Raw genomic sequence first — 14,697 nt, forward strand, 5'->3', positions numbered from 1 at the left:
CGGCGCCCCGCGCCTGAGGCTGGCCGCCGCGCGCCTGCTGGCCGCCGCGCGCCTGCTGGCCGCCGCGCGCCTGCTGGCCGACGCCCCGGGCCTGCTGGCCGCCGCGGCCGCCGTCGGGCTTGCCCTCGCCGTCCATGCGCTGGTTCCCGTGCTGCCGGCGATGACGCTTGCCGTGCTGCTCGGGCTGCTGGCCGCCAACCTGCCGGGGGTGGGCGCGTGGACGGCCGGTGCGGGCCGGCCGGGGCTGGACTTCGCGGGAAAACACCTGATGCGCGGCGGGATCGTGGTGCTGGGCCTGAAGGTCAGCCTCGTGGACGTGCTGGGCCTGGGCTGGCAGGCCCTGCTGCTGATCACGGGAGTGGTCCTCGCGGCCTTCGCCGGCACCTACGCCATCAGCCGGCTCTTCCGGCTGCCGCCCCGGGTGTCGCTGCTGATCGCCACGGGCTTTTCGATCTGCGGGGCCTCGGCCATCGGGGCGATGGCCGCCGTGCGCCGGATCCGGCAGCCGGAGACGGTGCTCCCGGTCGCTCTCGTGACCCTCTGCGGCACCCTCGCCATCGGGGTGCTGCCCCTGCTCGTGCAGCCGCTGGGGCTCAGCCCGGAGGTATTCGGGGCGTGGGCGGGAGCCTCGGTCCACGACGTCGGCCAGGTGGTCGCCACCGCCCAGACCGCCGGCGCCTCGGCGCTGGCCGTCGCCGTCGTCGTCAAGCTCACCCGGGTGATCCTGCTGGCGCCGATGGTCGCCGCCGCGGGCCTGCACCACCGCCGCTCCGCCGACGACGTCGCCGCGCTTCCGCCGGTGGTCCCCCTCTTCGTCGTCGGCTTCGTCGCCCTGGCGGCGCTGCGCTCCACCGGCTGGCTTCCCTTGCCGGTGCTGGACGCGGCCGCCGTCCTGCAGGACCTCCTGCTGGGGATGGCACTGTTCGGCCTCGGCTCGGCCGTCAGGGTCGGTGCGCTGCTGCACACCGGCGCCCGGGCGCTGCTGGCCGCGCTGGCTTCCTGGCTGCTCATTGCCGTGCTGGGCCTGGCGGCGGCCGCGCTGATGTTCCCGGCGCGCTGACCGCAGGCGTGCATGGTTAGATAGCGGGGTGTCGAACCAGAACCTGCGCCGGGATGAAGCCGCAGCACGCTCCGCCCTGATCACCACCCACAGCTACGACGTCTCCCTGGACGTCCGGCACGCCGCGGACCCCGAAACCGCCGGCTACCCGAGCCGCAGCGCCATCACCTTCTCCGCCGCCGAGCCCGGTGCCACCACCTTCCTGGACTTCATCGCCGCCGAGGTGCACAGCGTCTTCCTCAACGGCAGGGAACTGCCGGTCGCCGACGTCGTGGACGGCTCCCGGATCCGGCTCGACAACCTGCAGGCCGAGAACCAGGTCACCGTCACCGGCACCGCGCTCTTCAGCACCTCCGGGGAGGGCATGCACCGGTTCTTCGACCCGGCCGACGGCCAGTGCTACCTCTACACCCAGTACGAGCCCGCCGACGCACGCCGGGTCTTCGCGAACTTCGAGCAGCCCGATCTCAAGGCCGGATTCACCTTCCATGTTCTGGCCCCCTCGCACTGGCAGGTGTCCTCCAACGGTGCCGAGACGCTCCGCACCGGGCTGGCCGGCGATCCGGCCACCAGCCGCTGGGACTTCGCCCCCACCCCGGCCATGTCCACCTACATCACCACCGTCCTCGCCGGGCCGTACTTCAAGGCCGAGGACGCCTGGAGCCGCACGCTGAAGGACGGAACCACCCTGGACGTGCCGCTGGCACTGTACTGCCGGGCGTCCATGGCGGCCTCCTTCGACGCCGGGGCGCTGTTCACGCTGACCAGGAAGGGCCTGGACTTCTTCAATGACCTCTTCGACTTCCCCTACCCCTGGGGCAAATACGAGCAGGCCTTCGTGCCGGAGTACAACCTGGGCGCGATGGAAAACCCGGGCCTGGTGACCTTCACGGAAAGCTACGTCTTCACCTCCCGTGCCGCCGACTCCCAGTACCAGGCCCGCGCCAACACGCTCCTGCACGAGATGGCGCACATGTGGTTCGGCGACCTCGTCACGATGGCGTGGTGGGACGATCTGTGGCTCAAGGAATCCTTCGCCGACTACATGGGCACCCTGGGCGTGGACCGGACCACCGGCTGGGACACGGCGTGGGTGAACTTCGCCAGCAACCGCAAGGCCTGGGCCTATGTGCAGGACCAGCTGCCCACGACGCACCCGATCGTCGCCGACGTCCCGGACCTCGAGGCCGCAAAGCAGAACTTCGACGGCATCACCTACGCCAAAGGCGCCGCCGTACTCAAGCAGCTGGTGGCCTATGTGGGGTTCGAGGCGTTCATCGCCGGCTCCCGGCAGTATTTCAAGGACCACGCCTACTCCAACACCACCCTGGCCGAGCTGCTCGCCGCCCTCGGCGCCGCCTCCGGCCGGGACCTCGCCGGCTGGGCCCGCCAGTGGCTGCAGACCTCCGGCATCTCAACACTCTCCTGCGAAATCGAGGAGCACGACGGCGGCGGCACGGGCCCCGTGCTGGGCGCCGTGACGGTCGTGCAGGACGCCGAGGACCCCGTCACCGGAGCACAGGAACCACGGCCGCACCGGCTCCGGATCGGGCTCTACAACCGCGACGCCGCAGGCGCCCTGGTCCGCACAGGCAGTGTCGAGACCGATCTCGACGGCGCCCGCACCGCCGTCCCGGAGCTGGCCGGGATGCCACGGCCTGCCCTGCTGCTCGTCAACGACGACGACCTCAGCTACGCCAAGGTCCGGCTGGACCCGCACTCAGAAGCCACGGTGCGCAGTTCCCTCGACAGGCTCAGCGACCCGATGGCCAGGGCCCTGTGCTGGACCGCGCTGTGGGATTCCGCCCGCGACGCCGTCACCCCCGCGGCCCGCTACGTGGACGCCGTGGAACGTTTCGGCCCCGCCGAAACGGGTATCGGCGTGCTGCTCACCGTCCTCGGCAACGCCTCCACCGCGATCGAACGGTACGTCCCCGCGGCGGAACGCGACCCAGTGCGGCACGGGTTCCTCACCACGGCGGCCACCGAGCTGGAGGCCGCGGCGCCGGGCTCGGACCGGCAGCTGGCGTGGGCGCGGACCCTGGCCGCCACGAGCCGCTACGACGCCGGCGCCCTGGACCTGGTCCGCGGCCTCCTGGACGGCAGCACCGTGATCGAGGGGCTCGCGGTGGACGCGGAACTCCGCTGGAACCTCTGGCACGCCCTCGCCGCCCACGGCCAGGCCGGTCCCGGGCAGCTCGACGCGGAGCTCGCCCGGGACAACACCGCCGCCGGCAAGTCCGGCCACGCCACGGCCCTCGCCGCCCGCCCCGACGCCGCGGTCAAGGCCGCCGCGTGGGACGCCGCCGTGCACGGGACGGCCCTGTCCAACCAGCTCCTCAGCGCCACCATCGCCGGGTTCAGCACCGGGGACCCTGCCCTGCTGGCGCCCTTCATCGACCCCTATTTCGAGTCCCTGGAGCAGGTCTGGGCAGGGCGCAGCATCGAGATCGCCAGCCGGATCGTCCGCGGCCTCTACCCGGCCGGGCAGGACCTGGACGGGCAGGGCGGGACCCCGGACACGCACGCCGTGATCGTCCGCACCGATAACTGGCTGGCGGAGCACCCCGACGCCCCGCGGGCCCTGCGGCGCATCATCATCGAACAGCGCAGCCTGCTGCACCGGGCCCTCAAAGCACAGGGCCGGGCAACACAGCCGCAGACGGAGCAGCCGCTCCCGCAGGGCCGGCCCTAGCGGCGCTTCAGGAAGGGCTCCGCCGGGTTGCATCTCCAGGCCTGGGCTTGCGGTCCAGCACGAGGGGGGCGGCGATGCCGAGCATCCAGATGTCCTTGGCCAGCGCAGTTCCCTGCGGGCTGGGGCGGATGCCGTCCTCCAGCGTCATGCCTGGTGTCCTCAGGTACATGGTGAACATGGACCCGGAGAAGATCCCGAGACCGATCCCGGCCAGGCGGCTGGGCAGGAAGGGTGTCAGCAGTGCCGCACCCAGGGTTATTTCCGCGTAGCTGAGGATCTTGCCGAACTTCCCGGCGTCGATTCTGCTGACCGGCGGAATGACCCTGGCTGCCATGGCCTGAAGCCCCGCCGCGCTGTCTTTGTCCAGGTGGCGTTTTCCCCACCCGGCATTCAGGATGAATGCACCTGTGGTCAGGCGGAGAGGGATGTGGGTGAGTCTCATGGTCGGCTCCTTTCATGAAATCTCGTCATAATTCGGTTCGGCTCAGTGAACTAGGTCTTCACACGTTCCCCTGACGCCGCGGACCTCTCGATCGCGGCAATGAGCTCGTGGCGTGCGACGGCGGCGGCGAAGTCCGGCACGGTGTGGGTCCCGCTGTCGATGTCTGCCGCGAACGCCGCGTAGGCGCGCCCGACGTTATAGGCCGGCGTTCCTTCCAGGCCGGTGAGCGCGGGCCATTTCTGCCTCAGCGCCGCCGGGACAGCAAGCTCGGCGGGCTCGTTCCGCCCGTGCGCTCCCCGCACGGTCAGGGGGTAGATTTCGGGGTATGCGGCGTCGGCGGTGATCCGGAGCGTTCCGTCGGTTCCGTTGATTTCCCAGAGGAACCCGGTGCCGCCGGCCACTCCCTCACGGATGTGGACACTGGCGGTCGCTCCGGACGTGAGGGTGCCGATCACGGCGATTTGGTCGGGCGCCGTTTTGACGATCTGTTCCCCGGTCTCTTTGATGGTGATGAGCGGCCTGCGAAGATCCGTCACGGCCGACAGGTCGGCGAACTCGCCCAGTACGTGGTTGAGGGTGTCCAGGCTGTGCCCGGCTGCGATCGTGAGCACGCTGGCCCCGTTTGTCTTGTCGAGCATGTAGGCGTTGGGCTGGACCACGGCGTTGCCCGGGACCGACAGCCCCACCATGGTCGTTGACAGGACCTCGCCGACGTATCCGTCGCTGAGCAGCTCCTGGACGAACCCGATCGCCGGGGCCTGGCGGGCCTGCAACCCGACGGCCGTATGCACCCCGTGCCCGGCGGCGAGTGCGGCCATCGCCCTGGCGTCGTCGATGTCCCGGCCAAGTGGCCACTCGCAGTAGACGGCCTTGCCGGCGGCAAGTGCGGCGGAGACGAGTTCCCGATGGTGCGGGACCTTGACAGTGACGGCGACCACGTCGATGTCCGGTCGGGCCAGCAGCTGCCCGTGGTCTGCGAACACCGCACGCACCCCGAACGCTTCGCCGGCTGCGCGCGCAGTGCCGGGATGTGCGCGGTGGCAGCCCAGCCCCGGACGGGGCTGACCCCGATGATCCCCACACCCAGCGTCGAGTCAGGCATGGCTAGAACCCCAGTGCCTCATCGCAGAGGACGACGGTGATGCGGCCGGGTATCCACTCGCGATTGATGATGAGAACTTTATTCACGCCGCTGTGCATGCCGTACGCTGCCTGGGCACGCGCGTCCTCGAGCGGGAAGGCGTAGTCGTCAATGCGCCGGAGTGCGTCCTTCAGGTCGGGCACGATCTTCTGCGTCCCCACCACGAGGATGACCTTCCCCGCGCCGGCTGCGTAGGGGCCGAGTTGGCTGCCACTCGCGGAGGCGGTGACCAGGGACCCGGTCTCGGTGACGGCGTGGACACTGCCGAGCATGACGTCGGGCGAGGCGGTCAGGCGGCGGATCTCGTCGGCCTGCGTCGCACGGTCCATGCCGAAGACGCGTGACCGGAGGGACTCGTACCTTCCGGAGCCCGCTATCTGCCCGGCGATGCCCGAAGCTTCGAGTGACTGCGACGCGCCGTGGTGCACCTGCGATCCCGCCGGGATGAGATCGAGGACGATCCGTTTGGCCACTGCTGCGTTCGCGGCGCGAAGCACAGTGATCCCGTGCTCTTCCAGCGCCGCCGCGGTTCGCATTACCCGGGAGTCCTCCGCCGGGGCCGAGAATCCACGGCCGAGTGTGCTGTTGAGGGGCTTGATTTCACTCATGAGACGGTCCTCCTCACCGCTCAGAGGTGCTTGCGATTGCAAGTACCTATGGAGTTAACTGGTGGATATGCACGAAAATTCCCCCCACGGTGATGTAGCCGCTCTCTTCGGCCGGCTTGTCCGGGAGTCGCTGCCGGGCCGGCGCGGAGAGGGTGCCTGGCGGGCATTGCTGCAGGCGCAGGCGACGCTGATGCGCCAGCTCGACACCGATCTCAGGGACAACACCGGCCTGCGCCTGGCCGATTTCGACGTTTTGGCTCAGCTGGCCGAGGCAGGCGGGCGGCTGAGGATGACTGACCTGGCTGCCCGCACGCTCCTCTCGCGCTCGGGGCTGACGCGCCGCGTCGCGAGGTTAGTCGATGAGGGTCTGGTCCGCAGGGCGAACGCCCCCGGGGACGGGCGCGGCGTGGTTGTTGCTCTGACCGACGCCGGTGTCGCACGTGTGACCGAAACCGTGCCGGTCCATCTTCAGGGTGTGTCGAAATTGTTCGTCGAGCGGCTCGACGATCAGGAACTCGCCCTCCTCGAGTCCGCCCTGAGAAAAGTCATCGTAGACTGCACGTTCGGCTGAGCATATGAGGGAGCGACGGGCGCAGCCGGGCTCGGGGGCGGGGCACGCTACGCCGCGAGAGGCGGTCCGAACCAGGTGGTGAGCGCGTCTGCGAGCCCCGGCTGGGCCCGGTCTCCCACCCAGGCCACGTATCCGTCGGGCCGGATCAGCACGGCGGCGGGAGCAGCGACCTCCCCGAGTGCCGGAAGCTCCCACGTACCACCGTATCGGGCGTCGATCAGCTGGACCCGGTCCGCCCATGGCCTGATGTCGACGCCGCCGGGCTCACCGAGGTTGAGGAGCACCGGCCGGGCGTCGTGGAGCAGGGTGAAGACCCGCAGCGGGCCGTCGGCGGTGACCAGGTCGAGATCCGGCATGCGGCGTCCGAGCAGTGGGTGCCCCTCGCCAAGGTCGTAGTGGATGTCCAGGCCGGACATCATCGCGGCGAAGCGCTTCCGCGGCTCGTCCATGTTCAGCAGCTCGGACACGGTGTCGCGCAACGCCTCGATGCGATCGTCGACGCGCATGAGCGCGACCTGCGCCATCGTGTTGCGCAGCACGCGGGCAGCGACCGGGTGGCGCTCGGCATGGTAGGTGTCCAGGAGACTCTCCGGCGACGTCCGGTTGACCACCTGGGCCAGCTTCCAGCCCAGATTCACCGCATCCTGTACACCGGTGTTGAGGCCCTGCCCACCGACCGGGGAATGCACGTGCGCCGCGTCGCCGGCCAGCAGGACCCGTCTCTCGCGGTAGGCCGCGGCCTGCCGGGTCATATCGGTGAACCTGGAGATCCAGGTGGGACTGTGGATCCCGTAGTCGGTCCCGTAGACGGCGATGAGGCCCTCGCTGAGATCGCGCAGGGTGGGCTCGCTCGTGCCGACGTGCGACTCGGTCAGCATGACCCCAACCGTCCCCCCTGGCTTGTAGACGACCTCGCCGTCTTTGATCCCGTACTCGACCTTGCCGAGGGCGTGCATGCCCGAGGGAGTGCGGCGGATGCCCAATTCCGGCTCCTCGGTCATCTCGACCTCGGCGATCAGGCTGCTGGTGGTCGGATCCCACCCGGGGAACCCGATGCCGGCTGCCTTGCGGATCAGGCTGCGGCCTCCGTCGCACCCGGCGACATATTCCGCGCGCAGCGACTGGCCGTCGGACAGCCCGACGTCGACGCCGGTGTCGTCCTGCGCGATACCCGTGACTTCACGTCCGCGGTAGATCGTCACCGCCAGTTCGTCGACCCAGGCGGCCAGGATGCGCTCGGTGTGGTTCTGCCACAGCCCGAGCCCGTAGGGGTGCCGGGTGGGAAAGTCGCTGATGTCCAAACGGACCGATGCGAAGCCCGCGACCTGGGCCACCTGTCCCTGCGAGAGGAACCGATCGGCGATTCCGCGCTGATCGAGGACCTCGATGCTGCGTGAGTGCAGACCGCCTGCGCGCGAGCCGGGGAGGTCCTGGCTGGCGCGCCGCTCGACAATGGCGACGTCGACGCCCGCCAACGCCAGCTCGCCCGCCAGCATCAGCCCTGTCGGGCCTCCGCCGGCGATCACCACCGCATGCCCGGTCATCGCCGCTGCACCGCGGGTCCCACCATGGGTTCGATGTCCCCGCGCGACCCATAGGTCGACAACAACACATGCATTTCGCTACTCCCGTTCTCCGGGTTCGGGTCTTCGGCAATTATGCGGCACGATCCGGGGCTGGCCGTCCAGGTGCTAGGGAACCCGGTGCAGCCATTCCGCGGTGCCGAACTTTGACGCCACCCGGGCCCGGGCAGTGTCGAGTTCGGCCCCGGTCAGTTCCGACGGCGTCGCGGCGTAGCGTTCGGTGAAGACATCCATCATCGCCGCGACGATCTCGGCGCGGGCCAGGCCGGTCTGGCGCCGCAGCGGGTCCACCCGTTTCTTCGCGCTCCGGGTGCCCTTGTCCGAGAGCTTCTCCTTGCCGATCCGCAGCACCTGGACCATCTTCTCGGCGTCGATGTCGTAGCTCATCGTGACGTGGTGCAGCATCCCGCCGTTGGCCAGGCGCTTCTGCGCCGCGCCGCCGATCTTTCCCTGGTCCGTGGCGATGTCGTTGAGCGGAACGTAGAAGGCGCTGATGCCGACCTTCGCCAGCGCCGCCATCACCCAGGCGTCCAGGAAGGCGTAGGAGTCGGCGAAACTGATGCCGTCCACGAGGGTCTGCGGCAGGTACAGCGAGTAGGTGATGCAGTTGCCGGCCTCCATGAACATCGCCCCGCCGCCGCTGATCCGGCGGACCACGCTGATGCCGTGCCGGGCCACCCCCTCGGGGTGGAGTTCGTTGCGGACCGACTGGAAGCTGCCGATCACCACGGACGGCTCCTCCCAGTCCCAGAAGCGCAGGGTGGGGTTGCGCCGCCCCGCGCCGACCTCCTCGGTAAGGACCTCATCCAGGGCGACGTTCACGTGGGTCGGCAGGACCGAGGGCGCAATGATGTTCCAGTGGTGGTCGAGCCAGCCGGTGGCCTTCGCGAGGGCGCGGCGGACGGCGATCGCCACGGCGTCGGCGGAGAAGCCGAACAGGACCGCTTCCGCCGGCAGTGCTGCGGCCACCGCGTCGGCGATTTCCCTGGCCCCTGAGTCCGCCGGCAGCCCCGTGAGTGCCCGGTTGATCTCCAGCAGCGCCTCGTCGGGTTCGAGGAAGAAGTCCCCGCTGAGCGAGACCTTGGCCAAGTGCCCGTCCACGACGTCGAAGTCCACCACCACCAGCTTGCCGCCGGGGACCTTGTACTCACCGTGGTGGCCGTTGCTGCCGTCGTCAGCGCCGCGGAAGTCCTGGGGCGGGGGAAGGGATGTCATGCCCTTAATCCTGCCACGCTGCCGCTGCGCAGAGCGCAGCCCGCCGGACGCGGGGTCTGGGACTGGTGCGGAATTTCACGCTAAGTGGTCCGGTGGCTGATGTGGAGACGGTACCCGCGGGCCGGATGAATGCCCTGGCCCGTTACGGGTTGGCGAGTAAGGCATCGGCGCTTCAGGGGTTGTCGGGTCCACGCCGGGCCGCGACCCTGCTGTGCGCGGTGCGGGCCTTGACGGCCGAGGTTGCCGATGATTTGTGTGACGCCCTGGATGCCATCGTCACTTATCGCGTGCTCCGCAAGGCGGCCAGGGATTCCACGGCGACCCGGTTGAAGTCTCTGCCCCGCTTGTCGAGGGCATCGCTGCAGCTGGCAAAGGCTGCGAAAACACTGGTTGAGGTCCTGGGCAATATGGAACATTCCAGCGCAGAGGCCGCCTCGGTGCTTGCCGAACAGGTTTCGCAACATTGCGCTGAACGCAATCCGTCCCGTTGGGGGAAGGGTGAGCGGGCGATTTCTCGGGCGGGTCTAACGCGACAGATACGCCAGCGACTGGGGACGAGGTCACGAACGACGCGGCTCGTCCCTTTGGCGGCGAGTCGGATGGAACGCCCGGTGAAGTAACTCTCCCGAACAATGCTCCGGGCATCACTAACCAACCCACGGGGCCGCCGAACGTTGGTGCACGCTAGGTTCGCTCATAAGATCCCGGAGCCATGGAGGTCAGATGAGCACATACCCACGCGACCGGGCACCGGCCCTGGGCATCTGGTTACCGGCAGCTGCTGCCTTCATCGCCACGGCGTTGCCAGGCGATCCAGGACCGCCCGCAGCCGGTGTGGTCCTGACGTTCGCCGGGATTGCGGCTCTCGGCACTCTTGTGTGGGGGCTTCTTCCTGGGCCGCGAACGTCAAACCAGATGGGTCTGGTTTGCCGCGCTCATCGGGACCGCAGTGGAACACTTCGGGTATGCATCCGTGATGCTCGCTGCCCCGAACGCCGATGGGAACGATCAAGACACCGCAGCCTCAGCAGGGGCAGTCATCGTGTCCATACCGACGATGCTGCTGATCCTCGCACTTCTATGGACAAGGGCAGATCTCGGGATCCTCTCCAGGAAAGCTCGATCCCGCCCAACCCGCTTGTGAACCACGTTCGATCGCTAACCCGGACAACATTCACATGAAGACTCACGAACTATGGTTACGCCGACGGCCAGTTCCTTAATCAGTTCCACCAGGCGGGCACGGGCAGCGGCAGTGTCAAGGGTGGCAGTCATGGGATCCAGTTTTAGTGGCTGGTCCGAGCCGGATCCCCCAACGGACGTCGTTGCTATTGTGCCAGCCGCTGCTGCGGGCGCCTTGCGAAGCCGGGGGCGTGTTCGGCCCGGGGGCCGAAGGCGAGCAGACGGGGCAGGACGGCCCTCACCACCGGAACTTGCTGGGCCAAAAACAGCAGGACCGGTGGAGCACCGGTCCTTTTCCCGGTGAACAGCGGAACAAACACCTCGTGGTGCATGATCCGTTGGACGGTCTGGATGACATCGGTGGGGAGTCGTCGTCTCCGTTCGACCGCCGCGAGGTCCTTCACTGTGACGTTGCCGCGAAGCAAGGCAGGCGCCAGCCGCGCCGCCGCGGCAACGGCATCCTGGATGGCAAGGTTGATGCCCACTCCGCCCGCGGGCGACATCGCATGGGCGGCGTCGCCAATGCACAGCAGCCCGTCCACGTACCAGCGCCGCAGCCGGTCCAACCGCACGTCAAGCCAGTGCAGGTCATCCAGGGAACGGATGGCGTCCAGACGGTCCGCCAGGTCCGGCCGGACGGAGGCGATCCGCTGCCGGAACCGCTCCACTCCCTCGCTGCGGATGCGCCCGTCCGAGCCTTTGGGGGCGAAGTAACCCATCTGGTAATAGTCATCCCGGAACAGTGCAATCACGCCCTCGCCATTCCCGAAGGCGGGAACTATCCCGGCCACTTCCCCCTGCTCGAACGGATAGCGGGGCAGCCGGAACCACCAGGTGTCGAACGGCACCGGAAAATCCCTTTGCTGCAATCCCGCGGCCCGTCGCAACACGGAGTGCCTTCCGTCCGTGGCGACGACGAGGTCCGCGCGAAGCGCGCCCTCGCTCCCGTCGGCGGTCCGGTAGCGGACGCCGGTGACACGGCCGCCGTCGAACGTCAACGACGTCGCGGTCTGCTCCATCCGCAGGGTGAACGTGGGCTCCAGTGCGGCGGCGCGGGCCAGGAAGTTCAGAAAGTCCCACTGCGGCATCATGGCAACGTAGTTGTACGGCGGCCGTAGCAACGAGAAATCACCCAGCGTCACCTGGCCGACACCGGGAACAGGGAAAGCGACGCTTCGCAGGCGGCTTTGCGGAAGCCGGCGGAATTCATCGCCCAGGCCGAGCTCGTCCATCAGCCGGATGGTGGACGGATGCACCGTGTCGCCACGGAAGTCCCGCAGGAAGTCGCCGTGTTTCTCCAGCACCGTCACCTGCACTCCGGCCCTGGCCAGCAGCAGGCCCAACATCATGCCGGCCGGACCGCCGCCGACCACCGCGCATCCGGTCTTCTCCATGCACCAACGCTACGCCTGCGCAGGTCAGGGCCGCTCAGCCGATCTTCTCCATACTTTGTCCGCAGCAGCACGTCGGGTACGACCGACCCGGCACGCCGACGAGCCGGCGGCGCGCGGATATGACTGCGGACTCCACTTCCGCACCGGCCCTCGGGCTCGGGCCTATTCCTGGGCCATGAGTCCCAATTGCATCATCATCCCGGCTACGTCGGGGTGGGTCCGGTACTCCACGATCTTTCCGTCCCGGATCCGGGCGATGTAGGTCCCGCGTCCGGTCACGGCCCTGTTGGTTGCCGGGATCTCGTTTCCGCCCATCACCATGGGCCCGGTGTTCGTCCCGGTGAACTCGACTTCCACCGCGACCGCGTCCTCGCCGACGATCCGGTCGGTCTGTTTTTCCTGAAAGTCAGGGAAAGCGGTCATCCACGCATTGAAGTATTGGCGGGCTCCCTCCAGGTCCCGGATGGGCTCCGGGACAGTCCAGTCATGCCAGACGAATACGTCGGCGAACATGCCCAGGAACGCGTCGGCGTCGTGGTTGTTCAGGGCGGTCATCGCCTGGTCATCGATGCGTTTGAGCTCGTCCGTTGACATGGCTCACCTTCTGTTGCGGTCGGAAACAGAGCCATGCTGGCCCCCAAGTTACCCGTTGTCAACACCGCGCGTTGACTCATGAAAGATGCCCGCGTGGGGGCCTATCTTTCATGAGTCAACGGGGGCCGTTGACTTCGACGGCAACGAAGGACTTGAATGTTGTCCGCAGGGGATTCGTGGTTGCCGGCAGCACCGATACGAGGGAGTGGAGTGGATCATGGCGGAGGACGCGGTCAAGGTTGCACCGGAGATCTACAAGGTCGTGCTCGAGAACGACCAGGTCCGAGTGCTGGAGGTGAGGATGGCGCCCGGCGCCAAGACCGATGTTCACGGGCACCCGGCGCTCGTGGCCATCATGCTTGAGGCGGGCAAGGTCCGGTTCTCGGAATCGGGCGGCGAAACAACGGAGATGGAACTACCCGCGGGGCAGCCGATGTACTTACCTGCGACCGACCACACAACAGAGAACACCGGCGACGGCGAACTGCACGGCTATCTGGTCGAGCTCAAGCGGTAAACGCTAGGTCGATAGCTCCGTCCGCCCGATTCTGCTCCATCTCCATCCGGCAGAATCTGCCGAAGGGTGACTGTTCAGCTAGGCATAGTCCCCGCGCTCAGTGTGAGTTGGGCTCTGGCCTGATGTGGGCCCCTGCCTGCGATTCTCGGCATGTTCGAATTGATGCGGCGTTCTTGCCCCAGAACTCCCGGTCAGCCGCCAGTCACGCAAGACCGTTCCGAAAGGCAGGCAGTAATTCACCGTCCACGCCATCACCCACCACCCCCGAAACGGCCGGGTGCGAAGGCAAGGTGGCCGCAGAGGAGCGACGATCCCCCATCCGCTGCCCTGCACGTTGCTACTCACGATGGCGGCCCCGCCCCGGAACCTGAAATGTTCGGGCGGTCCGCCGCAGGGGGGGGGCAGCCACCGCTTCACTTACCAGCGGCGGACCGCCAATCCCGCCACCACGGACCCTCACACTCCATTAGGTAACGGGGAGGCGACATAGACACCGGCGACAGTCCGGTCCCGCCTTATGGTCTGCAATCCGAACTCCAAAGACGACTTCGTAGCCCCCAAACGTCCCGTAAGCCGGTCCTCCAACGGAGCAACCGCCACTCAAAGTTTTTGGATCGAGATCGCCGCGTTTCCGCGGCCGGTCGATTCCCGTAGGACCCGTTATGCCGACATCGGCATAACGGGTCCTGCGGGACGGTGTTGTGGATCACAGCGATAAGTGGCGGTGTTCTTGCAGCGCTAAATGTCACGATTCTGCGGCTGGGCCCGCTGGAGCTCTCGGTAGACGGTGGCACGGAAAAACGTCGAACAGTTCTGCCAACTCGTATTGGGTGTGTGCGCAGGCCGCGTGAACGGCGCGGAGATGCCGCGATCTTGGCGGGTCTGAGATTGGGTTGTTTCCGCGGAGCTTGCCTTTGCTTTTCGCAATTGCCATGCCTTCGAGTGTTCTCAATCGGATAAGGTCTGCTTCAAGTTCTGCAACCATGCCGAGGACATTGAAGAGGAGCCGGCCCACCGGTTCGGCAGGGTCATCGATGGATCCGCCAACGTTTACCGGGCAGGTATCAAGGACTGAACCCATCGGACTTCTTCGGCTATGAGGGCTTGGGCCGTGCGCGTACGTGCATCCGCTCTCCCTGCTGTCCAAACAGACTGATGAACTCGACGGGTCTGCCGTCAGCGCTGGCGAACCAGTGCGGTGTGTGGGTGTCGAATTCCGCGGCTTCGCCAGGGCGAAGTTCAAAGTCCTTGTCGCCCAGCACCAGACGCAATCGTCCGTTGAGGATGTAAAGCCATTCGTAGCCTTCGTGAACGCGCGGGTCGGGCTCTGCCCCGCGGGTCTCGCCGGCAAGCACCATCTTGAAGGCCTGTAATCCGCCTGGGCGGCGCGTGAGCGGAACAGCCGTCATGCCGCCATGGGTGATGGGCCGCAGATGAATTCTCGGATCCCCGGTGGGCGGGGCGCCGACCAGATCATCGAGGGGAACACCGTACAACCTCGCGAGGGGCAGCAGGATTTCTAGGTTTGGCCTGCGGTGGCCCGCTTCTAGGCGGGACAGGGTACTAACCGATACTCCGGAAGCGGTAGAGACATCTCCGAGCGTGAGGTTCCGTTCCGTACGAAGTGCCCGAAGCCGGGGGGCGACCGCCCCGAGAACATTGTCAAGGTCATTTGCCATCCCCCAACTTTGCCAT

13 protein-coding genes are annotated in these 14,697 nt (G+C 67.6%); 4 read left to right on the top strand and 9 right to left on the bottom strand.

Features of this window, described 5'->3' with window-relative positions; translation table 11 throughout:
• Positions 1 to 55 precede the first annotated feature (55 nt).
• On the top strand, positions 56 to 1,060 hold the full coding sequence (locus J9611_RS12405) for a YeiH family protein (RefSeq protein ID WP_504741952.1): 1,005 nt from the start codon (positions 56 to 58) through the stop codon (positions 1,058 to 1,060).
• A 28-nt stretch (positions 1,061 to 1,088) separates the two neighbouring features.
• Positions 1,089 to 3,755, top strand: coding sequence for an aminopeptidase N (gene pepN / locus J9611_RS12410; protein ID WP_211880593.1), 2,667 nt, complete (start codon positions 1,089 to 1,091; stop codon positions 3,753 to 3,755).
• Positions 3,756 to 3,762: 7 nt separating this feature from the next.
• Here pepN and J9611_RS12415 read toward each other — a convergent pair whose 3' ends face one another.
• From J9611_RS12415 to J9611_RS12425, 3 genes are read right to left on the bottom strand one after another with little or no spacing between them, the layout of a single operon-like run.
• Positions 3,763 to 4,197: a hypothetical protein gene (locus J9611_RS12415; RefSeq protein WP_211880595.1), complete on the bottom strand. Its 435-nt coding sequence runs from the start codon at positions 4,195 to 4,197 to the stop codon at positions 3,763 to 3,765.
• Between the two features lie 50 nt (positions 4,198 to 4,247).
• Positions 4,248 to 5,246, bottom strand: a complete 999-nt coding sequence (locus tag J9611_RS12420) for a Gfo/Idh/MocA family protein (protein ID WP_211880640.1) — start codon at positions 5,244 to 5,246, stop codon at positions 4,248 to 4,250.
• 55 nt (positions 5,247 to 5,301) lie between these two features.
• Entirely contained in the window at positions 5,302 to 5,946 is a 645-nt protein-coding gene (locus tag J9611_RS12425) for an LUD domain-containing protein (protein ID WP_211880596.1), read from the bottom strand.
• A gap of 67 nt (positions 5,947 to 6,013) precedes the next feature.
• Between J9611_RS12425 and J9611_RS12430 the strand changes: the two genes are divergently transcribed.
• Positions 6,014 to 6,517, top strand: coding sequence for a MarR family winged helix-turn-helix transcriptional regulator (locus J9611_RS12430; RefSeq protein ID WP_246527753.1), 504 nt, complete (start codon positions 6,014 to 6,016; stop codon positions 6,515 to 6,517).
• A gap of 47 nt (positions 6,518 to 6,564) precedes the next feature.
• Here J9611_RS12430 and J9611_RS12435 read toward each other — a convergent pair whose 3' ends face one another.
• From J9611_RS12435 to J9611_RS12450, 4 genes are all read right to left on the bottom strand, one after another.
• Positions 6,565 to 8,061 (bottom strand): FAD-dependent monooxygenase, encoded by a 1,497-nt coding sequence (locus tag J9611_RS12435; RefSeq protein WP_211880598.1) that lies wholly within the window; start codon positions 8,059 to 8,061, stop codon positions 6,565 to 6,567.
• Positions 8,062 to 8,208: 147 nt separating this feature from the next.
• Positions 8,209 to 9,315, bottom strand: a complete 1,107-nt coding sequence (gene lplAB / locus J9611_RS12440; protein WP_211880599.1) for a lipoate-protein ligase LplAB — start codon at positions 9,313 to 9,315, stop codon at positions 8,209 to 8,211.
• A 1,328-nt stretch (positions 9,316 to 10,643) separates the two neighbouring features.
• Complete coding sequence (locus J9611_RS12445; RefSeq protein WP_211880601.1) at positions 10,644 to 11,891, bottom strand: FAD-dependent oxidoreductase; 1,248 nt, start codon at positions 11,889 to 11,891, stop codon at positions 10,644 to 10,646.
• A 162-nt stretch (positions 11,892 to 12,053) separates the two neighbouring features.
• Positions 12,054 to 12,485, bottom strand: a complete 432-nt coding sequence (locus J9611_RS12450) for an ester cyclase (protein ID WP_211880602.1) — start codon at positions 12,483 to 12,485, stop codon at positions 12,054 to 12,056.
• A 217-nt stretch (positions 12,486 to 12,702) separates the two neighbouring features.
• On the opposite strand from J9611_RS12450, the gene J9611_RS12455 reads away from it, so the two are divergent.
• Positions 12,703 to 13,002 carry a cupin domain-containing protein gene (locus J9611_RS12455; protein WP_211880603.1) on the top strand — a complete coding sequence of 100 codons (300 nt, stop codon included), beginning with the start codon at positions 12,703 to 12,705 and terminating at the stop codon, positions 13,000 to 13,002.
• 745 nt (positions 13,003 to 13,747) lie between these two features.
• Here J9611_RS12455 and J9611_RS12460 read toward each other — a convergent pair.
• Together J9611_RS12460 and J9611_RS12465 are read right to left on the bottom strand one after the other, a co-directional pair.
• Positions 13,748 to 14,083 (bottom strand): recombinase family protein, encoded by a 336-nt coding sequence (locus J9611_RS12460; protein ID WP_307857089.1) that lies wholly within the window; start codon positions 14,081 to 14,083, stop codon positions 13,748 to 13,750.
• Positions 14,084 to 14,096: 13 nt separating this feature from the next.
• Positions 14,097 to 14,681, bottom strand: a complete 585-nt coding sequence (locus J9611_RS12465; protein WP_211880604.1) for a helix-turn-helix domain-containing protein — start codon at positions 14,679 to 14,681, stop codon at positions 14,097 to 14,099.
• Between the last annotated feature and the right edge of the window lie 16 nt (positions 14,682 to 14,697).

Source organism: Pseudarthrobacter albicanus (assembly GCF_018224015.1).
Classification (GTDB): Bacteria; Actinomycetota; Actinomycetes; order Actinomycetales; family Micrococcaceae; genus Arthrobacter; species Arthrobacter albicanus.

Excerpts from the sequence above, each read along its gene's own strand:
- lplAB (WP_211880599.1), bottom strand. The coding sequence starts at position 9,315 with ATGACATCCCTTCCCCCGCCCCAGGACTTCCGCGGCGCTGACGACGGC.
- J9611_RS12460 (WP_307857089.1), bottom strand. The coding sequence starts at position 14,083 with ATGGGTTCAGTCCTTGATACCTGCCCGGTAAACGTTGGCGGATCCATC.
- J9611_RS12435 (WP_211880598.1), bottom strand. The coding sequence starts at position 8,061 with ATGACCGGGCATGCGGTGGTGATCGCCGGCGGAGGCCCGACAGGGCTG.
- J9611_RS12430 (WP_246527753.1), top strand. The coding sequence starts at position 6,014 with ATGCACGAAAATTCCCCCCACGGTGATGTAGCCGCTCTCTTCGGCCGG.
- J9611_RS12445 (WP_211880601.1), bottom strand. The coding sequence starts at position 11,891 with ATGGAGAAGACCGGATGCGCGGTGGTCGGCGGCGGTCCGGCCGGCATG.
- J9611_RS12415 (WP_211880595.1), bottom strand. The coding sequence starts at position 4,197 with ATGAGACTCACCCACATCCCTCTCCGCCTGACCACAGGTGCATTCATC.
- J9611_RS12450 (WP_211880602.1), bottom strand. The coding sequence starts at position 12,485 with ATGTCAACGGACGAGCTCAAACGCATCGATGACCAGGCGATGACCGCC.
- J9611_RS12425 (WP_211880596.1), bottom strand. The coding sequence starts at position 5,946 with ATGAGTGAAATCAAGCCCCTCAACAGCACACTCGGCCGTGGATTCTCG.
- J9611_RS12455 (WP_211880603.1), top strand. The coding sequence starts at position 12,703 with ATGGCGGAGGACGCGGTCAAGGTTGCACCGGAGATCTACAAGGTCGTG.
- J9611_RS12465 (WP_211880604.1), bottom strand. The coding sequence starts at position 14,681 with ATGGCAAATGACCTTGACAATGTTCTCGGGGCGGTCGCCCCCCGGCTT.